General features: G+C 70.4%; 16 protein-coding genes. 9 read left to right on the plus strand and 7 right to left on the minus strand.

Annotation, left to right across the window (positions count from 1 at the left end; translation table 11 throughout):
* Positions 1-373: 373 nt before the first annotated feature.
* The gene (gene ald / locus ACPYN9_RS16375; protein ID WP_424467806.1) at positions 374-1,495 is read right to left on the minus strand and encodes an alanine dehydrogenase; all 1,122 of its coding nucleotides are present in this window, start codon (positions 1,493-1,495) and stop codon (positions 374-376) included.
* Positions 1,496-1,636: 141 nt separating this feature from the next.
* On the opposite strand from ald, the gene ACPYN9_RS16380 reads away from it, so the two are divergent.
* The 8 genes from ACPYN9_RS16380 (at position 1,637) to ACPYN9_RS16415 (ending at position 10,186) form a co-directional block, all read left to right on the plus strand.
* Positions 1,637-2,119, plus strand: a complete 483-nt coding sequence (locus tag ACPYN9_RS16380; protein WP_424467808.1) for an Lrp/AsnC family transcriptional regulator — start codon at positions 1,637-1,639, stop codon at positions 2,117-2,119.
* 95 nt (positions 2,120-2,214) lie between these two features.
* Entirely contained in the window at positions 2,215-3,603 is a 1,389-nt protein-coding gene (locus ACPYN9_RS16385) for a dihydroorotase (protein WP_424467810.1), read from the plus strand.
* A gap of 2 nt (positions 3,604-3,605) precedes the next feature.
* The gene (locus tag ACPYN9_RS16390; protein WP_424467812.1) at positions 3,606-4,439 is read left to right on the plus strand and encodes an IclR family transcriptional regulator; all 834 of its coding nucleotides are present in this window, start codon (positions 3,606-3,608) and stop codon (positions 4,437-4,439) included.
* Entirely contained in the window at positions 4,432-6,306 is a 1,875-nt protein-coding gene (locus ACPYN9_RS16395) for a urocanate hydratase (RefSeq protein WP_424467814.1), read from the plus strand. Before ACPYN9_RS16390 ends, ACPYN9_RS16395 begins: the two co-directional genes overlap by 8 nt.
* On the plus strand, positions 6,299-7,417 hold the full coding sequence (locus tag ACPYN9_RS16400) for a DUF917 family protein (protein ID WP_424467816.1): 1,119 nt from the start codon (positions 6,299-6,301) through the stop codon (positions 7,415-7,417). Before ACPYN9_RS16395 ends, ACPYN9_RS16400 begins: the two co-directional genes overlap by 8 nt.
* The gene (locus tag ACPYN9_RS16405) at positions 7,407-8,714 is read left to right on the plus strand and encodes a M20 family metallo-hydrolase (protein WP_424467818.1); all 1,308 of its coding nucleotides are present in this window, start codon (positions 7,407-7,409) and stop codon (positions 8,712-8,714) included. The genes ACPYN9_RS16400 and ACPYN9_RS16405 overlap by 11 nt, the downstream gene beginning before the upstream one ends.
* Before the next feature lie 274 nt (positions 8,715-8,988).
* Complete coding sequence (locus ACPYN9_RS16410) at positions 8,989-9,669, plus strand: alpha/beta fold hydrolase (RefSeq protein ID WP_424467820.1); 681 nt, start codon at positions 8,989-8,991, stop codon at positions 9,667-9,669.
* A gap of 25 nt (positions 9,670-9,694) precedes the next feature.
* Positions 9,695-10,186: an FBP domain-containing protein gene (locus ACPYN9_RS16415; protein ID WP_424467822.1), complete on the plus strand. Its 492-nt coding sequence runs from the start codon at positions 9,695-9,697 to the stop codon at positions 10,184-10,186.
* Positions 10,187-10,200: 14 nt separating this feature from the next.
* Here ACPYN9_RS16415 and ACPYN9_RS16420 read toward each other — a convergent pair whose 3' ends face one another.
* Both ACPYN9_RS16420 and ACPYN9_RS16425 read right to left on the minus strand, forming a co-directional pair.
* Positions 10,201-10,578, minus strand: a complete 378-nt coding sequence (locus tag ACPYN9_RS16420; protein ID WP_424467824.1) for an SdpI family protein — start codon at positions 10,576-10,578, stop codon at positions 10,201-10,203.
* Between the two features lie 72 nt (positions 10,579-10,650).
* Positions 10,651-10,896, minus strand: coding sequence for a DUF3073 domain-containing protein (locus ACPYN9_RS16425; protein ID WP_424467826.1), 246 nt, complete (start codon positions 10,894-10,896; stop codon positions 10,651-10,653).
* Between the two features lie 223 nt (positions 10,897-11,119).
* On the opposite strand from ACPYN9_RS16425, the gene ACPYN9_RS16430 reads away from it, so the two are divergent.
* Positions 11,120-12,298 (plus strand): flavin-containing monooxygenase, encoded by a 1,179-nt coding sequence (locus tag ACPYN9_RS16430; protein ID WP_424467828.1) that lies wholly within the window; start codon positions 11,120-11,122, stop codon positions 12,296-12,298.
* Positions 12,299-12,319: 21 nt separating this feature from the next.
* On the opposite strand, the gene ACPYN9_RS16435 is transcribed toward ACPYN9_RS16430, so the two are convergent.
* The 4 genes from ACPYN9_RS16435 to ACPYN9_RS16450 all read right to left on the minus strand — a co-directional run bounded on the left by ACPYN9_RS16435 (position 12,320) and on the right by ACPYN9_RS16450 (position 15,735).
* Entirely contained in the window at positions 12,320-13,810 is a 1,491-nt protein-coding gene (locus ACPYN9_RS16435; protein ID WP_424467830.1) for an FtsX-like permease family protein, read from the minus strand.
* Positions 13,807-14,664, minus strand: a complete 858-nt coding sequence (locus tag ACPYN9_RS16440; protein ID WP_424467832.1) for an ABC transporter ATP-binding protein — start codon at positions 14,662-14,664, stop codon at positions 13,807-13,809. Before ACPYN9_RS16440 ends, ACPYN9_RS16435 begins: the two co-directional genes overlap by 4 nt.
* 136 nt (positions 14,665-14,800) lie before the next feature.
* Positions 14,801-15,265 carry a FluC/FEX family fluoride channel gene (locus tag ACPYN9_RS16445; protein WP_424467871.1) on the minus strand — a complete coding sequence of 155 codons (465 nt, stop codon included), beginning with the start codon at positions 15,263-15,265 and terminating at the stop codon, positions 14,801-14,803.
* On the minus strand, positions 15,265-15,735 hold the full coding sequence (locus ACPYN9_RS16450) for a fluoride efflux transporter FluC (protein ID WP_424467834.1): 471 nt from the start codon (positions 15,733-15,735) through the stop codon (positions 15,265-15,267). The genes ACPYN9_RS16445 and ACPYN9_RS16450 overlap by 1 nt, the downstream gene beginning before the upstream one ends.
* Positions 15,736-15,779: the final 44 nt, after the last annotated feature.

Here is a 15,779-nt window from a genome sequence, read left to right on the forward strand (position 1 = left end):
CGTCACCGATGTCCTGAGACATCAACTGTCACCAATGTCCTGATACAGAACTGTCACCGATGTCCCGAGACATCACAGGCCCTTCTGAGCTGTCCAGAAGGGCTATTTCACTGGCAGCGTTTGCGTGACCGAGCGGCGTAGCGGCCATTCGGCTGGCAGCGATCGCGAGCACTCGCCTCGGCCAATCCTGGCCGGACGGAACTCGGTCGGCCGCCCGGCGCCTGCGCGGCGGCACGCCTCGACTACTGTGCGGCGCCACGCCTCGACTACTCCGCGGCGGGCGCTGCCTCCGCTGCGGGCGCTGCCTCGGCGGCGGGCGCTGCCTCGGCGGCGGGCGCTGCCTCGGCTGCGGGCGCTGCCTCCCCGACGGGCCCTACTCGGCGGCGAGGACTTCGTCGACGGGGCGGTACTCGAGCCCGAGCGCGGTCGCGACGCCGCGGTTGGTGATGTGCCCGCCGTGCACGTTGAGGCCGAGTGCGAGCGCGGGGTTCTCCTGCATGGCGCGCTTCCAACCCTTGTCGGCGATGGCGGTCACGTAGGGGAGCGTCGCATTGGTGAGGGCGCGCGTGGAGGTTTCGGGGACGGCGCCCGGCATGTTGGCGACGCAGTAGTAGATCGAGTCATGCACCGGGAAGGTCGGGTCGTCGTGGGTGGTGGGATGCGAGCCCTCGAAGCATCCGCCCTGGTCGATGGCGATGTCGACGAGCACTGACCCCTTCTTTATGCTGGCGACCATGTCGTCGGTGACGAGCTTCGGGGCTGCGGCGCCCGGGATGAGCACCGACCCGACGACGAGGTCGGCTTCGGCGAGCTGCGCCGCGATCTCGTAGGCCGACGAGGCCCGCGTTTGGATCTTGCCCTGGAACTGCACTTCGAGCTCCCGGAGGCGCGGGATGTTGAGGTCGATGATGGTGACGTCGGCGCCCATGCCGACGGCGTTGGCTGCCGCGTGCTCTCCGGCGACGCCGCCGCCGATGACGACGACCTTCGCTTTCGGGGTGCCGGGAACGCCCCCGAGCAGCATGCCTCGCCCGCCGGCGGCTTTCATGAGGTGGTAGGCGCCGACTTGGGTCGCGAGGCGTCCAGCGACTTCGCTCATGGGTGTGAGGAGTGGCAGCGAGCGGTTCGGCAGCTGCACCGTCTCGTAGGCGATCGCGGTGGTGCCTGCGCCTGCGAGCGCTTCCGCCTGTGCGCGGTCGGCGGCCAGGTGGAGGTAGGTGAAGAGCACGAGGTCGGGCCGCATGTGGCGGTACTCGGAGGCGATGGGCTCCTTGACTTTGAGCAGCAGCTCGGCGCGCGCCCAGACGGCGTCGGCGGTCGAGAGGATGCTCGCCCCTGCGGCCTCGTAGGCGTGGTCGGTGGTGCCGGAGCCGAGTCCCGCTCCCGCCTCGATGAAGACTTCGTGGCCGTGCCGCACGAGTTCGTGCACTCCGGCGGGCGTGATGGCGACGCGGTTCTCATTGTTTTTGATCTCCGCTGGGACCCCGATGCGCATGATTACCCCTTTGTGTTCGTGCTCTGTCGGTGCAGTTCTGCAGAAATCATGCGCAGATCGTGGTTCGAATAGGGTGAATGCCGCAGAATCCTCTGTCGGTGGGGGAGAATTGGCATAATTCTGTGACCGAAGGGGGTTGGGGTGGCCGGGACGCCGAAGGAACTTCGGGGCATCGACGAGGGCGGGCTCGACGACATCGATCGGCGCCTCGTCGAGCTGCTGCAGGCGAACTCGCGACAGTCGAATACGCAGCTCGCGAGCGCCGTCGGCATCGCGCAGTCGACGTGCATCGCGCGCGTGCGGTCGCTGGTCGACCGCGGCGTCATCACGAGGTTCACGGCCGACGTCGGGCTGCCACAGCTCGGCCTTGCACTGCAAGCGCTGATCAGCGTGAACATCCGCTCGGGGCAGCGGCAGGAGCTCGCGCACTTCGCCGAGGAGATGCGGTCGCTGCCCGAGGTGGTGCAGATTTTCTTCCTGGGCGGCTCAGAGGACTTCATCGTGCACGTCGCGGTGCGCGACTCGAACGACGTGCGGGAGTTTGTGGTCGCGAACCTGTCGACGCACCCGGCCGTCGCATCCACTCGCACGAGCATCGTGTTCGACCACCACCGCATCCGCTGACCGCTGCGCGCTGACGCTGACCGCTGGCGCCCAGTTCGTCCCGTGAACTAAGAACGTTCTAGCCGAATCGGGCGCGGCGTTCTTATTCTGTGTGCATGGACCCCGCCGTGCAGCCGAAGCAAGACCCCGACGCCACCCTCATCGTGCGCGGCCGGATCCGGGATGCGCGTGGCGAGTGGGGGCCCGGTGAGGTCTGGGCGGCCGGGCCGAGCATTGTCGCCGTGCATGCGGGTGCTTCACGGTCCCCGGCGCCGGCGGGTGCTCGTGTGGTGGACGTTGGCGATTCCTACGTGCTGCCAGGGGCGGTGGATGCGCACGTGCACTCGCTCTCGCACGGCGGCGAGGGTATCGCGGCGGCGACCCGTGCGGCAGCGGCGGGTGGCGTGACCACGATTGTGGAGATGCCGTACGACGGCACTGGCCCGATCAACAGCCTCGATCGCCTCCGGGCGAAGCAGGACCTTGCAAATGACGAGGCGCACATCGACGTCGCGCTGCTCGGCACGCTCGCGCCCGGCGGTGGCTGGCGCGCCGCGGGCGACCTCGCCGAGGCCGGCGCCGTCGGCTTCAAAGTCTCCCTCTTCCACACGCACGAGACGCGCTTCCCGCGCATCAACGATCGTGAATTGCTGAGCGTCATGGCCGCCGTCCGTGATGCGGGCCGCACGCTCTGCACACATGCTGAGAACAACGAGATCATTCAGGCGCTGCTGCAGGAGGAGCGTGCGGCGGGCAGCACTGACCCGCAGTCGCATTCGCGGTCGCGGCCGCCGGTGTCGGAGACCCTTGGCGTGCTGACGGCGCTCGAGGTCGCGGCCGATACGGGCGCGCGACTGCACGTGTGCCACCTCTCGCTGCCCCGCAGCGTCGACCTGGTCGAGTGGTACCGCTCGCAGGGCGCCGACGTGACGCTGGAGACCTGCCCGCACTACCTGACCTTCACGGCGGACGACCTGGAGACGCAGCGCGGGCATCTCAAGATCAACCCGCCGCTGCGCGACGCCGCGGCCCGGGAGGGGCTGTGGAACCGCATCGGCCGCGGCGCCGTGAGCGTCGTCAGCTCCGACCACGCGCCGTGGTCCCGCGAGCTGAAGGAGCATGAGGTCATGCTCGACAACAGTTCCGGCGCCCCCGGGGTGCAGACGCTGGTCGCGGCGACCCTGGGGGGCGCGTTGCGCCGCGACCCGGGCGAGTCGCTGCTGTCGCAGGCAGTGGATGCGCTCACGATCGCGCCAGCACGCCGGTACGGCCTGGACGCCCGCAAGGGTTCGCTGGAGGTGGGCAAGGACGCCGACATCGTCGTCTTCACGCCGGGGGATGCGGCTATCGAGCTCGACCGGATGCTGTCGAACGCCGGGTGGACGCCCTACGAGGGCATGTCGCCGGGTGGCAGCGTCACGCACACGTTCGCGCGGGGCGAGTTGGTGTACTCCGAGTCGGCGGGGCTTCTCGCCGCTGCGGGCAGGGGAGAGGTGCTGGTCTGACCATGAGCGACATTCGACCGAAGGCGGACCCGAGCGGGCGACACATCTCAGGGGGAGTGACGTCCACCGGCGGCGCAGGTGGTGCGGCCTACAAGTCGCTGCACCGCGGCCTCGAGATCCTGCAGCTCATCCAGGGGCGGGGTCGCCTGAAGATCTCTGAGATCAGCAGCGAGCTGGGCATGCCGCTGTCGACCGTGTACCGCTACGTCACGGTGCTGCGCGAGGCGGGTTTCGCGATCGAGATCGACGGCTACCTGATGCCCTCGAGCCGTCTCGCGGAGACCGACGACGCGTCGCCGCACCTGGTGCGGTACGCGGCGCCCGTGCTGCGGCGCCTGCGTGAGCTCACGGGCATGACCGCCATCCTCGCCGTGCGGGTCCACATCACCGCCGTGTGCCTCGAGGTGTCGTACGCGCATCCGCAGCACCGCATCCCGTTCGGCCGCGGCAAGGTGCGCAGCCTGTACGCCGGCGCGACCGCCCTGCCGCTCCTCGCCTACGCGCCGAAGAAGGTTGTGCGCGAGCTGCTCTCTGGCGGCCTGCGCGCGTACACGACGGCGACGATGAGCCCCGAGATGATCGAGCCCTACCTGCGTCAGGTGCGAGCCGAGGGGCACGCGGTCTCGTACGGGCAAATCACGCCGGGCATGGTCGGCATCGGCGTCCCGGTCTTCGCGGGCGGCCGGGCGCTGTGCTCCCTGTCGCTTGTCGGCGACGAGCGGCAGACTGGAGCCCTGGACGAGCGCATCGCCCTCCTCAAGCAGGGGGCGGCAGAGCTCGCCGCGAAACTCCCATCGAACGTCGACCTCGAAGTCTGGAGCGACCAGAGTGCCTGAATCAGCCGCGACCCCCGCAGCGTCACCCACCGGCGACATCGGCACGCCGCCGCCCCCCGCATCCGCACCCCTCGCGAGCCCGATCTTGGCCCGCGGTACCCAGCCGATCACGGCCCAGCGCGGCACGAAGCTACGCGCCAAGAACTGGCGGGCCGAGGGGCTGCTGCGCATGTTCGAGAACGTGCTCGAGGTTGGCGAGAACGCCGCCGAGCTCATCGTCTACGCGTCGCTCGGGAAGGCCGCGCGCAACTGGGACGAGGCCTGCCGCATCGTGCACTCGCTGCTCGAGCTGGACGAGGCCGACACGCTCATCCTGCAGACCGGTGCCGCGGTTGGCGTCATGTCGACGAAGCGCGACTCGCCCATGGTGCTCTCCGCCGTCAACAACACGGTCGGCAACTGGGCGACGAGCGACCGCTTCTACGAGCGGTACCGCGCCGGTCAGACCATCTGGGGCGGCCTTACCGCCGCCGCCTGGCAGTACATCGGTCGCCAAGGCGTGCTTCAGGGCACGTACGAGCTGCTGCGCGAGGTGCTGGTCCAGCACTACGACGCGCGGGCGGAGGGCCGGTGGATGCTCACGGCCGGTCTCGGCGGCATGGGGTCGGCCCAGCCGATCTCGGCGCGCATCCTCGGCCTGTCGTCGCTCACCGTCGAGATCGACCAGGTGAAGATCGACCGTGCGCTCGCGGTCGGCGGCATCGACGTGCTCGCCCCGTCGCTCGACGACGCGCTCGCGCTCATCGAGGCGGCCCGCGCCGAGGGCGTCCCGGCAGCCGTGGCCCTGCGCGCCAACGCGGCGGCCGTGTTTGCGGAGCTCGCTGCGCGCGGCGTCACCCCGGACATCGTCACCGATCAGACCGCGGCGCACGACGCCCGCTACGGCTACGTGCCCCTCGAGTACACGCTCGACGAGTGGTTCACGGCCCGCGAGACCGAGCCGGAGCGCGTCGAGGCCCTGGCGCGCGCATCCATGGCCAAGCAGGTCGAGGCCATGCTCACGCTGCAGGAGCGCGGCTCCATCGCCTTCGAGAACGGCAACAACCTGCGCGTCAAGGCGCTCGAATACCTCGGCGAGGGTGAGACGGAGCGCGTCAACCGCATTCCGGGCTTCATGGAGGCGTACCTTCGGCCGCTCTTCGCGCGCGGTATCGGCCCGTTCCGCTGGGTGTGCCTGTCCGGCGACGTCGAAGACCAGCTGACGATGGATGCGCTCGCGTCGTCGCTCTTCCCCGAGCGTCCTGAAGTCGCCGAGTGGCTTGCCCTCGCGGGTGTGCATGTGCCGCAGCAGGGGTTGCCCGCGCGGTCCTGCTGGCTCGGGCACGGCGAGCGCTCGCGCCTCGCGCAGGCCGCCAACGAGCTCGTCGCCGACGGACGCCTCACCGCGCCGGTGCTCTTCAGCCGCGACCACCTCGATTCAGCGGGCATGACGCATCCGCGTATCGGCACCGAGGGCATGCGCGACGGCTCGGACGGGGTCACCGACTGGCCCCTGCTCGACGCCATGCTGCTCTCGACGGCCGGCGCCGACCTCGTCGCCATCCACTCGGGTGGCGGCGGGTACACGGGGTGGATGCAGTCGGCCGGCGTCTCGATCGTCGCCGACGGCAAGCCGGAGACGCTCGAGCGCCTCCGCCTCGCGCTCGACCTCGACACCGGGCTCGGCGTGATCCGCCACGCGGCGGCCGGCTACGACGAGGCGAGCGCAGCGATCGAGCGCGGCGGCGAGACCGGGGATGCACCCATCGCCGCCCTCGGGCTGGCCGCGCGCGGCGCATCCGCTCACCCCGCTACACCCGCTGATGCCCCTGACTTCCAAGCATCCCCAGCCACCTCAACCCCAGACGAAGGGAACGCCCGTGCGTGAACTGACCCAGGAAGACGCCGTCCATGGAGTGCTCGGGGGCGGTGTGCTCGCGTGCGGGGGCGGCGGGTGGAAGCACCACGGCGAGCTCATGGGGCGCATGGCGACCGAGCTGAACCGGCCCGTGCTCGCGCGCGTCGATGAACTCCCGGAAGACAGCTGGGTGGCGACGGTCACGGCCATCGGCGCCCCAGCGGCGAAGAACTGGGAGATCCGCCCCGTCGACTACGTGCACGCGCTGCAGGAGCTCATCACGGCGACCGACGTGCCGATCTCGGCCGTCATGACCGCCCAGAACGGCTACTCGACGACCCTCAACGGCTGGATCCAGTCGTCGGTGCTCGGCGTCAAGGTGCTCGATGTGGCGGGCGACGTGCGCGCGCACCCGACCGGCAAGCTCGGCTCGCTTGGTCTCGCCGAGCGCGAGGGCTACGTGGCGACGCAGGTCGTCTCCGGTGGCAACCGCGCCCTGCACGGCCACTTCCTGTCGGTGAACAAGGGCACGATCAACACGTGCGACGACGTGCTGCGCGACATTTCTGTACGCACCGGCGGCTTCATCGCGGCCGCGCGCAACCCCGTCGAGCTGAGCTACGTGCGCGAGCACGCCGCGCACGGCTCGATCTCGCTCGCCCTCGACCTCGGGCGTGACATGGCGGCGGCGCTCAAGAAGCGCGGCGCGAGCAAGCAGGAGGCGTTTGTGCAGGCAGTCGTCGAGCGTCTTGGTGGCACCGTCGTCTCGCGTGGCCCCCTCGGCTTCGAAGTGCCGACCGACACGCACGGCGGCTGGGACCACGGCACGTTCCGCATCGGCGACTTCACCGTGCCGTACCTCAACGAGTACATGGCCATCGAGTCCGGCGGCGAGCGCGTCGCGACCTACCCGGACACGATCATCATCCTCGACCCGAAGCTCGGCGAAGCGGTCGCGGTGAAGGACGCCTACGAGGGCGAAGAGGTTGTGCTCATCTCGGTGCCCGCGTCGGCGCTGCCGGTGTCGTCGTCGGCGATCGACGAATCCGGACTGGCCGAGATCGAGCAGATCATGGGCATCGACTTCCTCAAGTACCGCGACTCGGGCCTCGTCGGCGGGACGGTCGGTTATGTCGGCTGACACCGCAGATGCGCTGCTCGGCGCCGTCGACCCGTCGCGCCTCAGGCCAGACCAGGGGCGGGTGCTCGCCGACCTGACCGAGCTCGCGGCGCTTGTCGAGAGCGCAGAGCCGGGCTTCTCGCGGCGAGTGTTCTCTGACGCGTACCGCGCGGGGCGCGAATGGGTTCGCGACCGGATGCGCGCGGCCGGCCTCGACGCGCACATCGACCCGGCAGGCAACGTGGTCGGCGTGTTGCGGGGCGGAAACTCGTCGCTGAAGCCGCTCATGACGGGCTCGCACACCGACACGGTGCACGCGGGCGGTCGCTACGACGGCATCGTCGGCGTGCTCGGCGGCATCGAGGTCGCGAGGCGCCTGCGCGAGGAAGGCATCACGCTGTCGCGGGACCTCTACGTCGTCGACTTCCTCGGCGAAGAAGCGAACGCGTTCGGGGTGTCCTGCATTGGCTCACGCTCCATCGCGGGGCTGCTGCTCCCCGAGCATCTCGAGCGCACCAACGGCGACTCGGCGCTGCGGCTCGGCGACGCCATGACCGGCTTTGGCCTCGACACGAGCGGCGCGCTCGGCCAGGCATGGGCCCCTGGCTCGCTGCACGCGTACCTCGAGCTGCACATCGAGCAGGGGCCGCAACTCGAGCGCAGCGGCAGGCAGATCGGCGTCGTCACGGCCATCGCGGGCATCGAACGGCTCATGGCCGCGTTCTCAGGCCGCGCCGATCACGCGGGCACCATGCCCATGCAGGGCCGGCAGGACGCGCTTATCGCCGCCGCCGAAGCGATCCTCACGATCGAGCGCGAAGCCTGCGGCGCCCCCATCCACGGGGTCTCGACCACGGGCCGCATCGAGTCGTCGCCCGGCTCGTTCAACATCGTCCCGGACGAGGCCCGCATCTGGGCCGAGATGCGCAGCGTGGATGCGTCGTGGCTGCACGGTGCGAAGCGACGCGTCGCAGACGACATCGCGGCCGGCGCGGCACAACGCGGCGTCACGACCGCCATCGAGTGGCTCAACGACCAGGACCCGGTCGCCGCCGACCCCGACGTGCAACGCCTCCTCGGCGAGGCCGCCGACGCGCTCGGCTACACGTGGGAGGCCGTGCCATCCGGCGCCGGACACGACGCGGCGCACCTCGCGCACCTCGGCCCCATGGGCATGATCTTCGTGCCATCCGTCGGCGGGCGCAGCCACGTGCCCGAGGAATTCACGGAAGCCGACGACATCGCCGTCGGCATCCACGTGCTCGCGACCGCCCTCGTCGCCGCCGACCGCAACGAACGCCCGCTCGTCGCGAGCTGAGCGCGCGGCGCTCTCGGCGCATCCGCCTGCCTCGGCTGACGCCGACGCCGGCGCCCGCGCCCGTGCCCGTCCGCCTGTCTCGTTTCGGGATGGGTTCCTCATCTCGGGATGGCTTGCAACCCATCCCGAGATGAGGCATCCATCCCGAAACGCGAGCGCCGGGCGTCGGCGTCGGGCGAGGCCATCAGGCGAAAGCCCAGGTGATGGCCTCAGGGTGGGAGGGCGGATGCGTGTGCACCCGCGCTCGAACTGACTGCGCGAAGACGGGGAACCCATGGCAACGTTTGTGCTCATCCACGGTGGAGGCTCGTCGGGCTGGGACTGGCATCTGGTGGCGCCGAAGCTCGAGGAGGCCGGGCATCGCGCGGTTGCGGTCGATCTGCCGATCGACGAGCCGGGCCTGTCGCTGGTCGACTACGCGGATTCGGTCTCCGCGCAGCTCGACGAGGCGCGGGGCGACAGCTCCGACGGTGACGGCCAGAACGAGCAGCTGCTGATCGTTGGCCACTCGCTCGGCGGCTTCACGGCGGCCCTGGTGGCGGAGCGCCTCGACGCAGACGGGCTCGTCTACGTCGCGGGCATGATCCCGAAGCCGGGCGAGACCATGCAGGAGTGGTGGGAGGCGACCGGCCACTCCGCGCTCGGCGTCGACGGGGAGGACGACGCGGTCTTCTACAACATGGTGCCCGACGACCTGATCGTCGACGCGAAGGCGCGTGTGCGGGAGGAGACGGGGTCGTGGATGGATGCGGCCTGGCCGGGTGTTGGGCGGCCCGTTGCCACGGGCTTCATCGCCGCGGAGGACGACCTGTTCTTTCCGCTTGAGTTCGCGAAGCAGCATGCCCGTGACCGGGCGGGGGTCGAGGCGGTTGTGATTCCGGGCGGCCATTATGTTGCGATCGGGGCCCCGGACCCGCTTGCGAAGGCGCTTGTGGAGTTCGCTGACGGTCTCTGAAGGTCCGGCTGGGTACGCTCGGAGGATGCAACAGCTCACCGAGTCTGAGATCCGGGACGCGTTCGTGAACGCTTCACGGAAGGAGGTCAGCGACCTGACCCTCCCACCCGGGTTCCATGAGGTCGACTGGGAGCGCCGGGATTTCCTGGGGTGGACTGATCCGAAGCTGGGTCGCCGCGCGTACGCGGTGATCCCGGTCGACGACGATCTTGTCGCGATCATGTTCGAGCGTGCGCGCAAGCTGCCGACGCGGCGGGCGATGTGTTCGTGGTGTGAGGACGTGACGTTGCCGAACGACGTGGTCTTCTACAGTGCGAAGCGCACGGGCGACGCGGGGCGCCGCGGCGACACGGTCGGCACGCTGGTGTGCGCCGAGTTCGAGTGCTCGGCGAACGTTCGCCGTCTGCCGCCGTCGGCCTACATCGGCTACGACCGGGATGCGGCCCGCGAGCAGCGGACGCAGAACCTGCGGACGCGCACCGCGAGCTTCGCGAGGAACCTCCGCGACGGGGTGTGACTCGCGGCGCGCGCTCAGGCGCCGGTGACGCCCTTCGCCGCTCGGTGCGCCGTGACCAAGCTCAAGATGACGCCGGTCAGGGTCGCGATGACGGCGAGCGCGAGCGCGACGAGGTAGGGCGCGACGGTTCCTGCCGAGAGCACCGACACGACCGCGAAGACGATGCCGGCTCCGGCCCCCGTGTTGGCAGGGCGGAGCGCTGCCGCGTGCCCGGTGCGCCAGGCTTCGTCGGATGCGCGTGTCGCGGCGGTTCGTAGACCCGCGTAGCCCCAGCGGTCGAGGCGACCATCTGCTCCCCAGCGAACCGTGAGCATGCTGACCAGGTTGCCGACGATCAAGATGACGGCCACGGCGATTGCGGCGGGGAAGCTCGGCGGCTGAAGTTCAATCACAGCGTGATGCGGTCGGCTCGGAAGCTCGCGAGAACGGTGCGCGCACAACTCGGGGGAGTCGTGCGCTGCCGCTTAGGCGCGCTTCTGCTCGTAGCCGCTCGCGTCGTCGTCTTCGTCGGCGTCATCATCGTCGAGGTACTCGGACCACTTCGAGAGGATGTCGTCGTTCGGTTCATCCGTGGCTGGCGGAGTCGCCGGGTAGCTCGAGGAGCCACCGGAGAGTTCACGAGCCAGCGCGTCATAGTTCGTCTCATGTACGGAGTACTTGAGCTCACGGGCGACCTTGGTGTGCTTCGCCTTTTGACGGCCACGCCCCATGCGTAACCCCCTTATAAGTCGGGCCGGGCAGGAATGGCCACCCGGTCGCAAGTCGTTAACGAAAATCTGACGCTCACATTACCACGGCGGGCGAGCGGATCTTCGGTGCGCCGACCCGGCCGCGTCACTCCGCGTCCCTAGACTGACCCCTACCGGACGGAAGCGCATCGTCGTCCGAGCGCCCGCTCAGGTGCACCCCCTCCGCATCGACAGGAAGCCGAACGTGCTCGCCGTGAAGACCGATATCGACCTCGTCGTCATCGGCGCGGGCGTGCCCGGCGTGACGGTGGCTGCGACGCTCGCCGAGATGGGCCTTCGCCCTCTGCGAGATTTTGTCGTCTTCGACGCCGAGCCGCAGCCTGGCGGCTCGTGGGGGCGGGGTTGGGACTTCCAGACCGTGGGGCACACGCCGCTGCTGACGGGGCCGCCCGGGCTGTCGGAGCTCGGCATCCGGCTGAGCGACCAGGACCCAGAGGCCATCGTGCGCGACATCATGCCGCCGCTCATGCGCCGGTACGAAGACGCGTACGACCTCTACGTGGCGCGCCCCGTTCGCGTGCTGCGGGTGGAGGCGACGCGGCGGTCGCCGCTGCTGACGGTGCACCTCCAGGTCCGTGACCGTCCGCCGCGCACGATCACGACCCGGTTCGTCATCAACGCGACGGGCGACTGGTCGTCGCCGTTCGTGCCGTGGTACCCGGGGGTGCTCGACTTCGCCGGCGAGCAGCTCCCCGCCGCGCATCTCGAGTCGCTCGCGAGCTTCGCTGGCAAGCGGGTGCTCGTGGTCGGCGGTGGGCGCTCTGCCGTAACGATCCTGCGCGAGCTGGAGCCCATCGCATCCGCTACGGCCTGGTCGACGCGTCGCTCGCCCGACTTCAACGAGCTGCCCCGCCTGACCCTGCCCTCGCGCACCGACACGAGGCAGCGTGAGATGGATGCGAAGCACGAGGCCGAGTTTGTGCGCTTCGTCGAGCGCGGCGAGCGGCTGCCCAGCGAGGTCAGCGTTCGAGGCATCCCGTTGTCGCGGGGCACGCTGGCGGCGATCAAGCGAGGCCTGCTGGTGTCTCGGGGGCCGCTGGCGAGCATCCAGGCTGGGGGTGTGACGTTCGCGAGCGGCGATCGGTTCGAGGCGGATGCGATCGTCTGGGCGACAGGGAACCGGCCGACAATGCGGCACCTCGCCCCGTTGCAGCTGCGTGAGCAGGGCGGCATGGCGCGCCTGCGCGACGGGTGGAGTCGGCGAGACAACCGCGTCGCGCTGCTGGGGTACGGCACGAACCGACGCAACCCGGTCGCCGCGAGGCTCGACGCGGAGCGGCTCGCCGAGGGCGTCTTCGACCGCCTCGGGGAGACGCCCGCTGACGTCAAGTGGGCCGGGGTCGCGGCGACGGTCCCGCGCTAACCGCCGCTCCCCACGCCGGACCTACATCCGCTGCGGCGACGCGAGCACCGAGCTCACGACGGGTCGTGTTCCGAGGAGCGCGACCCAAACCGCGCCGAACCCGAGCACGAAGCAGAGCAGCATCGTGAGCATCGCGAGCGGCGCGATCAGCAGCGAGACGCCGACGAGCGGCAGGACCAGGGCGATCGCGGCGCCAGCGCCGCCGAGCGCAGCGAGCAGCAACGGCGCCCACACCTGCGCCCGCTGCGCCTGCTCGAGCACTCGCCGAGGCATGCCGGCCCGGTCGAGCGAGATGAGCAGCCTGCGCTCATCGAGGATCGCCGCGGCCTGCGAGACCCCGACCGTGCAGGCCAGCATGAGGAACGCGATGAGCAGCGTCAGCAGCACCCCGGTGCGCAGGTCGGTCAGCAGGATGAGCTCCTCAGCCGAGATGCTTGCGCTGCCGCTCGCCATGTCGAGCAGGGCGAGGCCGCTCCCGCCGATGACGGAGACGAAGGCGATCATCGCGATGCCCGAGACGCTGCGCCAGGCGACCCCGGGTGCCTCCGCGAGGCGCCGACCTGCGATGAGCCGTGCCGGGGTCTTCGCGCGCTTCGCCATCAGCCGGCCGATGAGTCCGACGATGGGGCTGCCGATGAGGTTGAGGGCGAGCATCCCGATCGCGAACGGCACGAAGATCGCCAGGAAGATGCCGACGATGCCGAAGGCGGTCATGAGGCCCTGCGAGACGGCGATGAGGCCGACGGCGAGGAGCAAGGTGAGAACGCCGGCTGCGAGCGCGAACCACTTGACGCGGGGTGCCTTGTCGCGCTTGCGCACGCCCAGCGGTGTCACCCGCACCGCGGCGAGCCCCGCGAACGAGCTCGCGGCGGCGAGCACCGCGATGCCGGCGGCGGTCATGGCCAGGATCGGGAACCCAACCCACATGGATGCGGCGCCAACCGGTCCGCCGTAGAAGTGCAGCAGGCCGACCAGTGGCAGGAGCGCCACGTAGAGGAGGCTTCCAGCGAGGATGCCGACGAGTGCGATCAGCGTCGCCTCGGCGACGGCGAGCAGCGTCACGACCCTGGTGGATGCGCCGAGGAGCCGCAGCGTCGCGAGCCGGTCGTCCCGACGTCGAGCGGACAAGCGCGCCGCGGCGACGCCAAGCGTCAGCAACGGCACGGTGAGGAGCATCAGCGCGAACACGGCGAAGAAGCCGTGCGAGTCCATGCCGGGCGGCGGGGTGAAGAGCATGATCGTGCCGCCCACGACGACGAGGGTGATCGCCGTCACGACCGCGAAGGCGACCGCGGGCAGGGCGACCGCGGCGATGCCGACCGCGTCGGGGCGGGTGAGCATCCGGAGCAGCGTCAGGAGCGGGACGCGCCCGCCCCCACGCGGGGGAGCGGCGGCAGGTGGGACGGGCGTGGCCCCCGCCGTCACCGTTGGCGATGCGGCGAGCTGCTGCACGGCGCCGGTCGGGCGCGTGTCGCCAACGAGGTGATCGTCGAGTCGAGGCTGGGCGTTCATGCGCGGGCCGCCGTGTCATCGAGGACGCGACCGTCGCGCATCCGGACCGTTCGGTCGCATCGAGCTGCGACGTCGGGGTCGTGGGTGACAACGACCAGGCTGCGCCCGGCGCGTGCGGTTGCTGCGAGCAGCGCCGACATGACGTCCGCGCTCGTCGCGGAGTCGAGGGCGCCCGTCGGCTCATCGGCGAAGACGATGCGCGCACCCGTGACCTGGGCCCGGGCGATCGCCACACGCTGCGCCTGGCCGCCGGACAGCTCGCCGATGCGGCGGCCCTCCATTCCACCGAGGCCCATGGCGGCAAGCCACTGGGCTGCGGCCTGCTCGGCACTCGACCGGCCGACGCCGCAGAGCATCGCCGCGAGGGCCACGTTCTCGAGTGCGGTCAGCTCGGGAAGCAGCATGCCCTCCTGGAAGACGAAGCCGAACTCGCTGCGCCGCAGGTCGGTGCGCTTCGCCTCCGACAGGGCGGTGATCTCGCGGCTGTCGCCGTTGCCGTACAGGTCGATGCGCCCGGAATCTGGCGTGATGATGCCCGCCAAGCTGTGCAGGAGCGTGGTCTTGCCCGACCCGGAGGCGCCCATGATGGCAAGTGCCTCACCGGCTCGGACGGCGATGCTCACCTCGGCGAGCGCCGTCGTAGCGCCGTAGGACTTGCTGAGCGAGCGCGCCGCGAGAACCGTGCCCGGTTCTGGGTGCCCTGCGGGGCTGAGCCCGACCACGGGTCGGGGCTGCGCGAAGCCCACCGAGGCGAAGGGCTGCGCCGCGTGCGCCGCGGGCTGCGCGTAGCCGTTGTGCTGTGGATGCGGATGCGGCGATCTGGCCGATGTCTCGAAAGCTGGGTGCGAAGTCATGCCTCCAAGGTGCCCGCCCGGGCCCTCGCGCCTCGACCGCCTGCGGGCGCATCCGCCCCCTCCTCTGGGGGGTCTTTGCCCGGCGCAGATCATTCGCGAGGATGACACGCGCCGTGCGAGCGGCGCGCGGGCCTGGCTACAGGCCGAGCAGGCCGACGCCCAATCCCTCGCCCAGCTGTTGGCCGACCGTCAGGCCAACAAGAGCTGCCAGCACGCCCCAGAGCATCTGCACGATCACGATGATGGCGAGCATGCCGAGGCGACGCGCCCGCAGCGCGTTTGCCGCGTCGAGCATGACGGAGCTCCACGAGCTCATGCCCCCGCAGAAGCCCGAGATGACGATCATCGACGTGAGCGTTGGCAACGGCAGCAGCCCCGCGGCGAAGCCGGCGATGAACGAGGCCACCACGTTGACGATCATGAGGCGCCACTCAGGTGCGAGGCGACGTCGAGGTGTCAGCGCGGGCGGCGCCCCGCGGTCGCTGCTTGGCCCGCTCCCGAGCGCTTCCGGCCTGCGCGGCCAGCCCTCGACCGAGACGTAGCGGATGCACGCGCCCAAGCCGCCCGCGACCGCGACCGCGAGGACCAGGCCGATGCCCATCACGGCTCCCCCTCCGCGCGGGGCGCGTCGGTCGGCGGTGGGGCGAGGCGTCGGCCGAGAGATCGACCGAGGAACACGAGGGCGATGCCACCGACGGTGCCGAGCACAAACGCCGTCATCGCCCAGGCTGAGAAGGAGAAGACCAGGGCCAGCGCGAGGGCGATGAGCGAAAACGTGGTGAACCCTCCGCAGAAACCCGGGCCGAGGGCGGCCCGCCAGATCGCGCGGCGCGCTGGCCAGTGCGCGCCGGCGATGACGCCCAACGCCAGGGATCCTGCGAGGTTGGCGATGAGGGCCGCGACGAGGTCGGAGTCGAGCACGTGCACGCTCCCCGCCGAGACCTCGGCAAGGTCCACGGACCCCTGCGGCATCGTCGCGGCGGCGACGATGGAACCGAGCCAGAACCGGGTGAGCGTTCCCAGGGCTCCACCGATGAACACGGCAAGCAGGAGACGGGCGGGCGTGGGCACGCCGCAACGCTACTCCTCGCGCGGCGTGCGTCGCCAGCAGTCCT

The organism is Pseudoclavibacter helvolus, from assembly GCF_049707175.1.
Lineage (GTDB): Bacteria > Actinomycetota > Actinomycetes > Actinomycetales > Microbacteriaceae > Pseudoclavibacter > Pseudoclavibacter helvolus_A.